Below are 12,828 nucleotides of genomic sequence, written 5' to 3'. Positions count from 1 at the left end.
CTAATAAAGCAAGTTTTCGGAATTAAGTCGGAAGTGAAAAATATAAATTACCGAACTAAAAATCAATCTATTAATTTAATAAAGACAATCGAAAGTAAAAAACATTTGCTAACACCGTATAATAAAAATTGCTAAATTAGTGATTTACAAAACTAGTCGCATTTTTGTAAACGTCCATTTTCCTGCGGAAAATAGCCGTTCACTTTGGACTACCTAATAAAAATGGGACTAATTTTTTAGGCCGCATTGTTGATAATTCGTTTTAGTTTTAGTTCCATTTCTAATGGTGTTAAATAATCCAGGCTTGAATGAATTCTCTTTGTGTTATACCAAGTAATGTATTGGCTTACTTTGTCAAATAATTGCAAGTAAGATTTAAATTTAAAGCGATACAGCCATTCGTGTTTAATAGTCTTGAAAAAGCTTTCCGCTACTGCATTATCCCAACAGTTCCCTTTCCTGCTCATGGATTGTGTTATATTGCTATTGAAAGAAAAGATATTAGTCATTGTATTAGCTGAATATTGAACCCCTCTGTCAGAATGAAATATGAAGTTATTTGAAATATCTCTTGTTCTTCTAGCATGAACCCAGGCTTTTAGTACTGTATTTTGAACCGTCATGTCTTCACTTAACGCCCATCCTACTACTTTTCTGTCAGCTAAATCTATAATAGTTGTTAGGTAATTCCAGCTGTTATTTACCCTAATATAAGTAATATCTGACACCCATTTTTCTCCTATTATTGAACTTGAAAATTCTCTATCCAGTTCATTTTTAGCCAATGGAAAGCTATGCTTGGAATCTGTTGTGTTTACAAACTTTCTTCTTAAAACACTTTTTAGTCCCATTTCTTTCATCAATATTGCGATATAAGAACGGCAATAATTCAGGTCTTCTCGTTCTAACATTTTTTGTATTCTGCAGCTTCCATAAATCTCTTTACTGTCTTCAAAAATTGCCTTAATCCTTTCTTTTAGGAGTATTACGGAGTTTTTAGCTCTTACTAACCCCCTGTTCTTACGCCAATTGTAATATGCATTTTTACTGACCCGCATACATTTACACATCGTCTCAACCACAAAATCTGTTTCATTTGATAATATGAATTGATATTTTATTGGTCGCTCTTGGAAAAGATGCTTACTGCCTTTTTTAAAATATCACGCTCCATTTTCACATCACGTAATTCTTTACGCAGCGCTTTAAGTTCTTGCTCTTCTTTAGTAAGTTCCCTTTTCTTGGAAAAGTCTCCAGATTTAGCCTAATATTCCTTTTTCCAACGACTTATAAGGCTGGGAGCAACACCATAGTCCTCGCTAATTTGTTTTGCCTTGATTCCTGATTGCAATAGTTCTACTATTGTAACCTTTAATTCGTTATCGTATCTTTTTGCCATAATTCAAATATATAATTTATGACCGTAAAAATTCGTCACATCTAAACTAGACAATCCATATACTTTATAATAACAAAAAATTGTATTTTTACTGTATAAAATTTATTCACAAAGTGAACAAAGACTGAACACGTTTTGGAACACGATTAAGTACATTTATAGCATAAAAAACACCATTTCAGGCATATGATTCATGATTTTCTGAATTCATAACCCTGAGGTCACGGGTTCAAATCCCGTTCTCGCTACAAGTATAGTACGGAAAGTCAAGATTTATATCTTAGCTTTTTTTGTTTTGATAAAACATAGCTAAAACAATTGGATATTTTTTAATCATCATAGTAAAACAATACAAACTTCCTTAAATGCTATTAATTATTATAATAAGTGTTCAAAATAGCACGCCTTTGTGTCAATATACTTATTAAAAAAAATAAAAACTATTTATTTCTCTATCCATCTTTTTTCTAAATTCAATAAAAAAACTTCTTGACTTGTTGTGAATTGATTTCAAATTGTATTTTTACGTGAGCAATCACAAGGCACGTGAATTAGTTAACACCTCAACAAATGTTGTGAATTGATTTCAAATTGTATTTTTACGTGAGCAATCACAAGTTTATCCTATTGTTGGTGCGCCTAATGTTGGTTGTGAATTGATTTCACATTGTATTTTTACGTGAGCAATCACAAGGATGATGCGTTTGGTAATTAATCAATTTAAAAACAAACAAAACATCAACATCAATGCAACAGATGTAAAACGCATTAACAACATTTTAGTAAAAGAGTATATTAATGAATATAATGGCAATGTTGCTTAAATTTGTACATAGTTTTTAAGTAAATTAGAATCAACAGTCGCAAAATATGCGATAGTTGAAAAGTAAAAGATTAAATGAAAGAACAAAATCAAATAGTTATATATCAATCTGAAGATGGAACGACTCAGCTACAAGTTAACCTTCAAGATGATACCATTTGGTTAACGCAGTCTCAAATTGTAGCGGTTTTTAATTCAAGTAAAGCTAATATTAGCGAGCATATAAAACATATTTTTTCTTCTGGAGAATTATCTAAATCGGCAACTGTTCGGAAATTCCGAACAGTTCAACAAGAAGGTAATAGATTAGTAACTAGAAACAGAATTCATTATAATCTAGACGTTATAATTTCTGTTGGTTATCGTGTAAACTCATTAAGAGGAACACAGTTTAGAATATGGGCAAACAGTATTTTAAAAGATTATTTAGTACAAGGTTATGCTATTAATCAAAAACGTTTAGAACAAAAAGAGCAAGAAGTAAAAATATTAAAAAGTGGTATTCAGATTTTAAGTAGAGCTATTGAAGAAAAAACAGCAAACAACCAATGGCTTACCCTTTTTTCGAAAGGTTTAAGCTTGTTAGATGATTATGATCACGAACAATTAGATGCAAAAGGGTTAACTACCAAAGAAGCAAATTACCCTAGTTTACATGAGTATCAAGAATTAATTAACCAAATGCTTACCGAATTTGATTCGGATGTTTTTGGAAAAGAAAAAGATAAAAGTTTTGAAAGTTCTGTTGCTCAAATAGCAAAAGGGTTTGGAGAAGACGATTTTTATCCATCCATAGAAGAAAAAGCAACCATGCTTTTATATTTTGTAGTAAAAAACCATTCGTTTGTAGATGGAAATAAACGGATTGCAGCAGCTTGCTTTTTAAAGTTTTTACAACAAAACAATCTGCTTTTTAATAGTGATAATCAACCCATAATTAGCAACGACACTTTAGCGAGTTTAACGCTTTTTATAGCTTCTAGTAAGCCAGAAGAAATGCAAACAGTAACACGTTTAGTTATTAGCGTGTTAAATAGAAGTAAAATGAAATAATCCTAAAAATATCTCGATACAGAATTCTTGAAAAAAGAATTTCACTCGATATGACATTAGTAATAAAGCATGAGTAAAAACATACTGTCACTTCGAGTAATTCCGTTTTTCACGGAATTGTATCGAGAAGTTTTTTCAATATAAAGCATCGTTTTACATCAAAAAAAATAGAATCAAAAGTGAACACAAAATATTTCGTAATTGAAAATTTATAATTAATTATTTATGACAAAAACACAACAATTTGAAACCAAAACCAAAGCATTAATAGACGATTTAAAAAGCGTTTGTGCTAATTATGGTTTAGGGAATGATGGAAACGAATTTAAGATTATCACGCAAGTTTTTTATATAAATTCCTGAATGATAAATATGTATATGAACTTAAAAAAATAGAACCAACATTAGCCGAAGCAGAAAATATAGATGATGCTTTAAAAGCTTTTTCTGATGATGATTTAGAATTATTAACCATGCAAATTAGCCAGAATACGGCTTTAATTGCACCAAAAAATTTACTATCTCGTTTGTTCGAGCAACAAAACAAAGATAAGTTTGCAGATATTTTTGATGAAACCTTATTAGATGTTGCCAGAGCAAATAATGATATTTTCTCTGTATTAACACAAGGAGGAGAACGTATTGTGTTGTTCGAGAATATTAGCAAATATGTAACAGACAATAGAGACGCTTTTTGCAAAGCCTTGGTAAATAAATTAGTCAGTTTTAGTTTTGAGCAAATTTTTGAAGAGAAGTTCGATTTTTTCGCTACTATTTTCGAGTACTTAATTAAAGATTACAACACCAATTCAGGTGGTAAATATGCCGAATACTTTACACCACACGCAGTTGCAAAAATTATGGCAGCCTGTTTGGTAACAGACAAAAATGTAAACAATGCCACGTGTTACGACCCAAGTGCAGGTTCTGGTACGTTGTTAATGAATATTGCATACGCCATCGGCGAAGAAAAATGTACTATTTACTCGCAAGATATTTCTCAGAAATCTTCTGCCTTGTTGCGTTTAAATTTAATTTTAAACAACCTCGTACATTCTATCCAAAATATTATACAAGGGAATACCATTTTAAGTCCGTATCATAAACAAGAAAACGGACAATTAGCACAGTTTGATTATATTGTTTCGAATCCGCCATTTAAATTAGATTTTTCTGATTACAGCGTAGCTTTAGATAACAAAGCCAATAAAGAACGCTTTTTTGCAGGAATCCCAAATATTCCGAAATCAAAGAAAGACTCAATGGCAATTTATTTGTTGTTTATACAACATATTATGCATTCTTTAACCCCAGAAACAGGTAAAGCTGCAATTGTGGTACCAACAGGTTTTATTACGGCACAAAGTGGCATTGATAAAAAAATACGCCAGAAATTAGTGGAAAGTAAAATGTTGGCAGGAGTTGTTTCTATGCCTTCTAATATTTTTGCAACTACGGGTACCAACGTTAGTATTTTGTTTTTAGACAAAGCAAATACCAAAGATGTGGTGTTGGTGGATGCTTCTAATTTAGGAACCAAAGTTAAAGACGGTAAAAACCAGAAAACAGTTTTAAGTGATGCTGAAGAACAACAAATTATTGATGTTTTTAATGCAAAAGAAGCAAAAGAAGATTTTTCTGTAGTAGTTTCTTATGATGAGATAAAAGCTAAAAACTACAGTTTAAGTGCAGGACAATATTTTGAGGTTAAAATTGAGTATGTAGACATTTCTGCGGATGAGTTTACTTCTAAAATGAAAACCTTTGAAAGCAATTTAGAAAGTTTATTTTCTGAATCTAAAAGTTTAGAAAAAGAGATTCAGAAGAATTTAAAAAACTTGCACTATGAATAGAAAGATGGTTTTAATGAAGGATTTGATTCACGAAATTACTATGGGTCCTTTTGGTTCTGATATTAAGGTTGATAGTTTTATTGATGATGGAGTTCCTGTTTTAAATGGTTCTAATATTAGTGGTGTAAAACTCACAGAAGAATCGTTTAGATATGTTTCAGAAGAAAACGCAAAGTTTTTAAAAAAAGCAAATACAAAAAGAGGAGATATTGTAATTACACATCGAGGAACATTAGGTCAAATTTCATACATTCCTGAAGATTCGACGTATGATAATTACATTATATCACAAAGCCAATTTAGGGTTACCTTAAAGAAAGATTTAGTTGATCCAATTTATTTTACTTATTATTTTCATACAAATGAAGGCCAGAAAAGATTATTATCTTTTAAAAGCCACGTTGGTGTTCCTGCTCTAGCGCAAGCAACAACTAATTTTAGGTTATTAGAATTTCCATACAGATCTTTAATATTACAAAAACAAATAGCAAAAGTACTTTCAGATTTAGATTCCAAAATAGAAATCAACAATAAAATAAACCAAGAATTAGAAGCGATGGCAAAAACGCTCTATGATTATTGGTTTGTACAGTTCGATTTTCCTGACCCTTCGACAAGCTCAGGACAGGCAGGAAAACCTTATAAATCTTCTGGAGGGAAAATGGTTTTTAATGAAGAATTGAAGCGAGAGATTCCTGAAGGTTGGGAAATAGGAACATTGTTAGATATTGCAAATTTCCAAAATGGTTTGGCTTGTCAAAAATATAGACCAATTAATGATGAGTTTTTAAGAGTTATCAAAATTAAAGATATGAAGGAAGGTTTTTCAGAGAAAACTGAAAAGGTTAGACCTGATGTACCTGATAAAATTAAAATTTTTAATGGAGATATATTATTTTCTTGGTCGGCATCACTTGAAGTTATTCAGTGGTCTGGAGGAGAAGGAGCTTTAAATCAACATATTTTTAAAGTTACATCTGAAAAATTTCCTAAATCATATTACTACTTTGAATTACTTAATTACTTACAACATTTTAAAATGCAAGCTGAATTGAGAAAAACTACAATGGGTCACATTACGCAAGAGCATTTAAAACAAAGTAGAATTGTAATTCCTCAAATAGATTTAATTAATGAAATAGATAAGATCATAAAACCAATTTTAAATAAACAAGTAAAACTTAACGAGGAAACCCAAAAACTATCCGAATTAAGAGATTGGTTGTTGCCTATGTTAATGAATGGACAGGTTAGTGTTGGTAGTGCGTCATTGCGAGGCACGAAGCAATCTTATAATCAGAATGAAAACAATGGTTTGGGGTTGGTTGCTGAGGGTGGAGAGGAATATAAAAAAAGTTTAAAAAAAAAGTAAGCTATGAAAAAGTACTTGAATTATAAAAGCCTATTAATAATAGTTATTGTTGTGTTAATTGCAAATAATATTTTATTACAAATTAAAATGGAAGAAGCTATTGATGCGGCAAACAGCGCAAGTTATGAAGCTAGAAGAGCATACGAAGAAGCTGAAAAAGCGGCATATTATGCAAGTAATGCAGCAGATTCTGCAGAAGAAGCTTCAGAAAATGCTTCAAATGCGTATTATTCTGCTCAGGAAGCAGTTAATAAAAGCTTTGGGAGTCAATGTTGGACCTGTCCGTAAATTAAAAAATTAAGAGATTATATATTTTAAGAATTAGCTAAGTTTCTGTTGGTCATACAGAATAAGAAGTTGGGTTTGGTTGCTGAGGATGGAGAGGAATATGAAATGAAAAAGTAGAAATAAAAACAAATTGTTATGGATAAAACACAATTAAATAAGGTATTAGAACTTGTAAATGAATATGCTGTAAAATACAGAGGTAAAAATCTTGGGGAATTTGAAATTAGTGATATTTATGACCTATTTCCTGAAAGTAAAGACACTTATGGATGGTTTAATGAATGGCCGAACATTGGTAGATACGGAATTTATCTAATTATGGATAAGGATAAAAATGTAATTTATATAGGTGAATCTTCAAACATTGGTAATAGACTAAGTAACTATTTCCAATTTTCAGAAGACAAATCTTGTAAAATTATTCATAAATGGAATAAAACACCAAGATACGTTTGCTCAATAGCTGTTCCTACAGAAACTTGGTTTGAGCGTTTAGCTTTGGAAGAATTTTTAATTTACAATGTTCAGCCAATTGATAATAAAAAAAGTAAATATTCTATTAATTAACTCTTTATTTTAGTAGTTAAATGGTATGGTAAAATAATAATTAATTAAAAACTCATTATGAATAAATATGCATTAACAGCCCTAAAAAGTGCACAAAATTTTAAAGACACCTATTCTATAATAGAAATATGGTCAAGATCTGTAAAAGAAGTTTTTCCTAACTCTAAAAGTTCACAAGAAAAAAGTTGTCCTAAAGGCACTTTTTTAGGTTTGTGCGAGGAAGGTTTAGTGAAGGGAATACCCAAAGGAAATTATACAAAGTCTCTTAAAAATAAAGAGTATGCTTTAAAAGCTATAGCCATTTTAAAACAAAATAGGCAAACGAGGTTTTCACCAAAAGAATTGTGGGAGCAATTAGAACTTAGAGATAAAAGGTCTAATTCTCAAATGGATGTTATTTTGGCATTTTGGGAGAATGGATTGATTGTGTAATAATAAAAATGAATAGTCTTACAACCTGTGGTTGTCCCTAATTAAAATTAGAACATTTAAAAAACGTGTTTAAAGTAATTTACCTAATAGTGTTTCAAAAACATAAAGTTTAAGATCTTCATAGATTGTATTAAAAATCTAAACTATAATCATCGGAATAGTCTTTAGGTAAAGAAGCTCCAATATCACGTAGGTACTTATTTAAGCTATCAATACTTTTGTGCCTTGTAATTGGTAACATTTTATGCTTAGCTTCTAAATCGGTTAATCCTTGTTGCTTATAGGTTGTAAAAATATCTATGGCTGCGGTGTGTCTAAAAGAATAAATACCATAATTTTCATCAAAACTTAGTGCTTTTTTTACTTTAGCAAAACGTCTACCAAAATATGTTCTTTTTACAGTATCGTCAGCAACCCAAATAGAAGGTTTTAATTTTGAACTAAATAAGTGAAATTCAGAATTAAATTTTTGAATTTCCATTTCAGTAATGGTATCCTTTAACTGTTTTGTAAGGAAAACGGTATTTGCAGTGGCGTCTTCTGTTTTACTCTGCACAGAAATGGTATTACGATCTATATTAATGTCCTTTATTTTTATTCTACAAACTTCTACAGGTCTTAAGAAACCATACATTACAAATTTTATAAAAAGATATAAATAAGGATCATGTTCTAGTAAATATTCTTTTATTGTTTTCATTTCTTTTTTACGAAATGGAATATTCTTTTTAGGCTTTGAGACTAATTTAGGAATACTTTCTACAAAGTTTTTATTGATAATATCATCTGCTACCAATTGATTAAATAAACTACTTATTATTTTTCGATACGTATTTCTAGTTGCTGGATTTACAGGTTTATTTTTATCTTTACCAAGGTTATTTAAAAATAGTATAATGTGTCTTTTTGTAATATCATTAATATTTTTATGATATAAGTTTGAAGTTTCCAAATATCGAATAAAAACATTTTCAGGAAAGTACTCAAAAGGAGAGTATCCGCGTTCAAGAAGATTTTGTACTGCTGTTCGTAAATTTTTAATTGCTCTGGTGCGTTCTTTAATGGTTTCTATTCGATTAATCCCTTCTTTAATTCTGAACATTTCCATAAGTCCAGTTTCTGGATTTCTATAAGAATACTTCACATACCAATATTTACCAGCCGCTATTGTTGGCTTTAATACTCCTTTTTTATTCTTAGCTTTTGGTATAAATATTTTTGGATTAGAATATCTCATACGATGATTTGAAACTGGTACGAATACTGGTACGATTTGTTTTTTAGAGCCATTTTGTTTTTTGTTTTTAAATAAAAAACAACTCTAATAACACTGTTAAACAGATGTTTGAACCTAAGTGCGCACGAGAAGATTCGAACTTCCACGTTCTTGCGAACACAGCCCCCTCAAGGCTGCGCGTCTACCAATTTCGCCACGTGCGCATTTGTATAAACCAAAAATGTTAAGCATATTGCTTAACATTTTTGTTGTGACCGGGCTGGGGCTCGAACCCAGGACCCTCTCCTTAAAAGGGAGATGCTCTACCAACTGAGCTACCAGGTCTTTTTTGTAAACCGGTTGCAAATATACTATCAAACATTGGAATAATTAGCATTAAATTGATTTTTTTTTATAGATATTTGCATAAAAATACAAATAAATGAAAATAGTACTTTTAGGTTATATGGCTTCAGGAAAATCTAGTATTGGCAAACGACTTTCTAAAAAGCTGTCAATGAAGTTTTTAGACTTAGATGATTATATTATTGAAAAAGAAAAAATGTCTATTTCTAAAATTTTTGAAACCAAAGGAGAAGTGTATTTTAGGTTGATAGAAAACAAATATTTAAAAGAAATACTAGAAAAAGACAAAGGTTTTATCCTTGCTTTAGGTGGAGGAACGCCTTGTTATGCAAATAATATGGATGTTATTAAAACAGCAAATGCTAATTCTATCTATTTACAAGGTAGTACCGCAACCATGATTGAGCGATTGATTAGAAAGAAAAGCAAGCGCCCATTAATAGCTTCTTTAGGTGATGATCAAATTCCTGAATTTGTAGCAAAACATCTTTTTGAAAGACGTCCTTATTATGAACAAGCAAAAACTATTGTAAAAATAGACAACAAATCTAAAAAAGAAGTTGCAGAAGAATTAGAACATTTATTAAGCTAAATAAGCAATTGCTTCTTTTGCAAAAAATTCTACTTGTATATGTTCTTTTATAGAAGTAGATAGAGAAATCCCTTTAAAATCTGCTTTTACAGGGTATTTCTTATGATTTCTATTTACCAATACAGCGGTTTTAAACCTCTTTAATGGCACATCTAAAAAATGCTTAATTCCGTAAATTAGTGTAGTTCCAGAACTTAAAACATCATCAACTAAAACTAAAGACTTATTTTTATAATCTTCTACATTTAAAGAAGTGGTAATTGGTTTTAAAGGATTTTTTTTATCAATATTAACCTTACAAATAGTTACTTTTAAAGGTGATATTTCTTGTAAAACTTCCATTAATTTTTCTGCAAAAATAAAGCCATTACCAACAATTCCTGCTAGTACAACTTCTTTTTCAGAACTATTAGTTTCATAAATCTGATACGCAATCCTTCTTATTTTTTGAGAAATTTGCAATTGATTTAATATAATGCTACCTGATGTTGTCATATTTCTTCTGTTGTATCGTCTTGATAATCGTCTATATCTCGTCTATCTTTCTTTGTTGGCCTACCAGTTCCCTTTTTTCTATAGTAATCTTTAGCATATTTTAAAAGATCTGTTTTCTCAAACTCCTCTTTAGGTGTAACATCTTTTCTATAAAGATCTACTATTTTAGCTCCAACTCTACTTTCCGGTAAATCTAAAACTTTTATTTGATAATTTATTTGATTTTTTCTTACTAAAATCAATTCATCTCCAAATACCTCTTTAGAAGGCTTTAAGCTTTTATTATCTATCTTAACTTGCCCTTTCTTACAGGCTGTAGATGCTAAACTTCTTGTTTTAAAAATCCTAATACACCACAAATATTTATCAATTCTCATATAAATAGTTAAAATATAACGTTTATCTTTTTACAAAGGTATAAAATTGGTAAATTGCACGCTCTAATTTTAAGATTAAATGAATAAAATAAAAAATATTTTTGCATTTGCAATTATTTCAATTATACTATATTCTTGTAGTAACACAACTTCTACAGCAGTAGATGACTTTGATTATGAAGCACAAGCTTTAATCGATAATGATACTTTAGTTCAATTTTTAAAAAATCATTATTTTGATACTACAGTAGATTCTGTAAAAGCAATAATCTCTGGGCAAACACCTCTTTACGAGAACATAAGTTCTATGAATGTTACTGAAAATGATATTGATTATACATTATATTATTATGTAAACAACATAGGAACTCCAACAATAGAAAAAGGAAACCCAACCGTAATGGATTCTGTTTTTGTAAAATATTACGGACAAAGGATTGTAAAAACTGATAGCATTAGTGCTGTTTTTGACTACAATGACGGACAATGGTTTACACTTAATGGCGTTATTAGAGGTTGGTCTCATGGTTTTACCAATTTTAAAGGTGGGGACAATATTACTGACAATGGACCTATTACATATGAAAATGGAGGAAAGGGAATTTTATTCATTCCTTCTGGCTTAGCCTACGGGAATATAGGAAGTGGTAATATTTTATCTAACGAATGTATCTTTTTCTATATTGACTTATATGATTTTGTAAAAGACACAGATCATGATAATGACGGAATCCCTTCTATAATGGAAGACCCTGATGGTAATGGAGATCCTAGAGATGATGACACAGATTTAAATGGAGTACCTAACTATTTTGATGAAGATGACGATGGTGATGGTGTTTTAACCATTAATGAAGATAAAAATAATGATGGAAACCCTGCAAATGATTTTAGTGATGAAATTAATAATCCAACTTTAGCAGATTACCTAAATCCTGATATAAATTAAAGTTAAAGTATCTAAAAAATATTAAAAGGCCCTTAAGCAATTAAGGGTCTTTTTTTTTTGATATAAAACAACGCTTTAAGAGAACATTCAGTTATTACTCTGAGCATTGATTTATAAGAAAAACATTTAACTAAACACCCTTAAAATGATTTAGACTTCCCATATCAATTAGTTTTATAAAATATAAATGTAAGTTTTCTTAAAAAATGACAAAGAAAAAAGAAATAGGTGTCTTAAATGAATTCAAACTTGTTTAACTCTATAAAAAATATAAGGTAAGATTAATGTATTGAAAGCTTCTGTACTTTTAAACTAAAAAAAAGAGAATATAAAATATTGTGTTATATACTAAAAAAAAGCTCTTGAAAATTTCAAGAGCTTTTTTAATATTAAATAATTTGTGTATTTACAACTTTAAAGAAAGTCCAAATATTATTTGATTTGTTCTATTATCTACGGTAAAATTATCTGTAACAAAATTAGCCTCATTGTTAGTCAAACCTCTTTCCCAACGTACATCAACACCTATATTACCAAATTCTACTCCTACTCCCATTTGAAGCCCTACAGAAAATTTATCAAGTTCATCAGAAGTAAATTCTTTATAACTAATTTCATCATCTAAAATATATTGAAAAGAAGGACCAATAAAAACATTTGCAAATCCTAAGAATTTTTTACCTACTAAAACAGGTACATCTAATTTCTTAAATGAATAATCATCTGAATCACTTAGTAATTCAAATTCTGTTTTAACTTGTGTATAAACAATTTCTGGTCTTAAATATAAACCACCTAAAACAGGTATATCTCCTCTAAACCACAAACCTACATGATAACCAGTCTTAGCCTCTGCTCCTCCATCTACAATATCTGCTGAAGATTCTTTAAAAGAGTCTTCTCCCGCATTATTATAGTTTACACCTGCTTTTAAACCAAAATCTACCTGAGCATTTGATAATTGAGTAAATCCAAAGGCTAAGCAAAACATTAAAATTACTTTTTTCATCATTTATTATTTTAAGTTACTATTAAAGATCTTTAAA

Annotated in this window: 12 protein-coding genes, 2 tRNA genes and 2 pseudogenes; 9 read left to right on the top strand and 7 right to left on the bottom strand. The window is 29.8% G+C overall.

Annotated features, from left to right (window positions below):
- Positions 1–236 precede the first annotated feature (236 nt).
- Positions 237–1,399 (bottom strand): annotated as a pseudogene (locus WG945_RS16680) (IS3 family transposase).
- Between the two features lie 695 nt (positions 1,400–2,094).
- Here WG945_RS16680 and WG945_RS16675 point away from each other — a divergent pair.
- From WG945_RS16675 to WG945_RS16640, 7 genes and pseudogenes are all read left to right on the top strand, one after another.
- Positions 2,095–2,223, top strand: a complete 129-nt coding sequence (locus WG945_RS16675) for a hypothetical protein (RefSeq protein WP_262501969.1) — start codon at positions 2,095–2,097, stop codon at positions 2,221–2,223.
- A gap of 74 nt (positions 2,224–2,297) precedes the next feature.
- Positions 2,298–3,275, top strand: a complete 978-nt coding sequence (rhuM, locus tag WG945_RS16670) for a virulence protein RhuM/Fic/DOC family protein (protein ID WP_068451859.1) — start codon at positions 2,298–2,300, stop codon at positions 3,273–3,275.
- 225 nt (positions 3,276–3,500) lie between these two features.
- A pseudogene (locus WG945_RS16660) lies at positions 3,501–5,128 on the top strand (HsdM family class I SAM-dependent methyltransferase).
- Entirely contained in the window at positions 5,121–6,500 is a 1,380-nt protein-coding gene (locus tag WG945_RS16655) for a restriction endonuclease subunit S (RefSeq protein ID WP_068451856.1), read from the top strand. The pseudogene WG945_RS16660 and the gene WG945_RS16655 overlap by 8 nt, the downstream one beginning before the upstream one ends.
- Positions 6,501–6,503: 3 nt before the next feature.
- Positions 6,504–6,788 carry a hypothetical protein gene (locus WG945_RS16650; protein WP_157603708.1) on the top strand — a complete coding sequence of 95 codons (285 nt, stop codon included), beginning with the start codon at positions 6,504–6,506 and terminating at the stop codon, positions 6,786–6,788.
- Positions 6,789–6,923: 135 nt separating this feature from the next.
- Positions 6,924–7,355 (top strand): GIY-YIG nuclease family protein, encoded by a 432-nt coding sequence (locus WG945_RS16645; protein WP_068451849.1) that lies wholly within the window; start codon positions 6,924–6,926, stop codon positions 7,353–7,355.
- A 57-nt stretch (positions 7,356–7,412) separates the two neighbouring features.
- Complete coding sequence (locus WG945_RS16640; protein WP_068451846.1) at positions 7,413–7,787, top strand: DUF6979 family protein; 375 nt, start codon at positions 7,413–7,415, stop codon at positions 7,785–7,787.
- Between the two features lie 130 nt (positions 7,788–7,917).
- Here WG945_RS16640 and WG945_RS16635 read toward each other — a convergent pair whose 3' ends face one another.
- The 3 genes from WG945_RS16635 to WG945_RS16625 all read right to left on the bottom strand — a co-directional run bounded on the left by WG945_RS16635 (position 7,918) and on the right by WG945_RS16625 (position 9,348).
- Positions 7,918–9,024 (bottom strand): tyrosine-type recombinase/integrase, encoded by a 1,107-nt coding sequence (locus WG945_RS16635; RefSeq protein WP_068451843.1) that lies wholly within the window; start codon positions 9,022–9,024, stop codon positions 7,918–7,920.
- A 119-nt stretch (positions 9,025–9,143) separates the two neighbouring features.
- Positions 9,144–9,227 (bottom strand) — tRNA-Leu (locus tag WG945_RS16630).
- A 48-nt stretch (positions 9,228–9,275) separates the two neighbouring features.
- Positions 9,276–9,348, bottom strand: a tRNA-Lys gene (locus WG945_RS16625).
- 97 nt (positions 9,349–9,445) lie between these two features.
- Between WG945_RS16625 and WG945_RS16620 the strand changes: the two genes are divergently transcribed.
- Entirely contained in the window at positions 9,446–9,961 is a 516-nt protein-coding gene (locus tag WG945_RS16620; RefSeq protein WP_068451841.1) for a shikimate kinase, read from the top strand.
- On the opposite strand, the gene WG945_RS16615 is transcribed toward WG945_RS16620, so the two are convergent.
- The gene (locus WG945_RS16615) at positions 9,953–10,456 is read right to left on the bottom strand and encodes a phosphoribosyltransferase domain-containing protein (RefSeq protein ID WP_068451838.1); all 504 of its coding nucleotides are present in this window, start codon (positions 10,454–10,456) and stop codon (positions 9,953–9,955) included. The two genes, WG945_RS16620 and WG945_RS16615, sit on opposite strands and share 9 nt — an antisense overlap.
- Positions 10,453–10,833 (bottom strand): RNA-binding S4 domain-containing protein, encoded by a 381-nt coding sequence (locus WG945_RS16610; protein WP_068451835.1) that lies wholly within the window; start codon positions 10,831–10,833, stop codon positions 10,453–10,455. The genes WG945_RS16615 and WG945_RS16610 overlap by 4 nt, the downstream gene beginning before the upstream one ends.
- A 79-nt stretch (positions 10,834–10,912) precedes the next feature.
- Here WG945_RS16610 and WG945_RS16605 point away from each other — a divergent pair, with 79 nt between their 5' ends.
- A complete protein-coding gene (locus tag WG945_RS16605) occupies positions 10,913–11,782 on the top strand; it encodes an FKBP-type peptidyl-prolyl cis-trans isomerase (RefSeq protein ID WP_068451832.1) in 870 nt (289 codons plus the stop codon).
- A 406-nt stretch (positions 11,783–12,188) separates the two neighbouring features.
- On the opposite strand, the gene WG945_RS16600 is transcribed toward WG945_RS16605, so the two are convergent.
- Positions 12,189–12,791, bottom strand: a complete 603-nt coding sequence (locus WG945_RS16600) for a porin family protein (RefSeq protein ID WP_068451829.1) — start codon at positions 12,789–12,791, stop codon at positions 12,189–12,191.
- Between the last annotated feature and the right edge of the window lie 37 nt (positions 12,792–12,828).

Origin of the sequence: Polaribacter atrinae (assembly GCF_038023995.1) — a bacterium.
GTDB lineage: Bacteria > Bacteroidota > Bacteroidia > Flavobacteriales > Flavobacteriaceae > Polaribacter > Polaribacter atrinae.
Note: the sequence above shows the minus strand (reverse complement) of the source record. Positions and strands in the feature narration are given on the sequence as shown.

Excerpts from the sequence above, each read along its gene's own strand:
- WG945_RS16605 (WP_068451832.1), top strand. The coding sequence starts at position 10,913 with ATGAATAAAATAAAAAATATTTTTGCATTTGCAATTATTTCAATTATA.
- WG945_RS16600 (WP_068451829.1), bottom strand. The coding sequence starts at position 12,791 with ATGAAAAAAGTAATTTTAATGTTTTGCTTAGCCTTTGGATTTACTCAA.
- rhuM (WP_068451859.1), top strand. The coding sequence starts at position 2,298 with ATGAAAGAACAAAATCAAATAGTTATATATCAATCTGAAGATGGAACG.
- WG945_RS16610 (WP_068451835.1), bottom strand. The coding sequence starts at position 10,833 with ATGAGAATTGATAAATATTTGTGGTGTATTAGGATTTTTAAAACAAGA.
- WG945_RS16650 (WP_157603708.1), top strand. The coding sequence starts at position 6,504 with ATGAAAAAGTACTTGAATTATAAAAGCCTATTAATAATAGTTATTGTT.
- WG945_RS16635 (WP_068451843.1), bottom strand. The coding sequence starts at position 9,024 with ATGAGATATTCTAATCCAAAAATATTTATACCAAAAGCTAAGAATAAA.
- WG945_RS16675 (WP_262501969.1), top strand. The coding sequence starts at position 2,095 with ATGATGCGTTTGGTAATTAATCAATTTAAAAACAAACAAAACATCAAC.
- WG945_RS16615 (WP_068451838.1), bottom strand. The coding sequence starts at position 10,456 with ATGACAACATCAGGTAGCATTATATTAAATCAATTGCAAATTTCTCAA.
- WG945_RS16620 (WP_068451841.1), top strand. The coding sequence starts at position 9,446 with ATGAAAATAGTACTTTTAGGTTATATGGCTTCAGGAAAATCTAGTATT.
- WG945_RS16645 (WP_068451849.1), top strand. The coding sequence starts at position 6,924 with ATGGATAAAACACAATTAAATAAGGTATTAGAACTTGTAAATGAATAT.
- WG945_RS16640 (WP_068451846.1), top strand. The coding sequence starts at position 7,413 with ATGAATAAATATGCATTAACAGCCCTAAAAAGTGCACAAAATTTTAAA.
- WG945_RS16655 (WP_068451856.1), top strand. The coding sequence starts at position 5,121 with ATGAATAGAAAGATGGTTTTAATGAAGGATTTGATTCACGAAATTACT.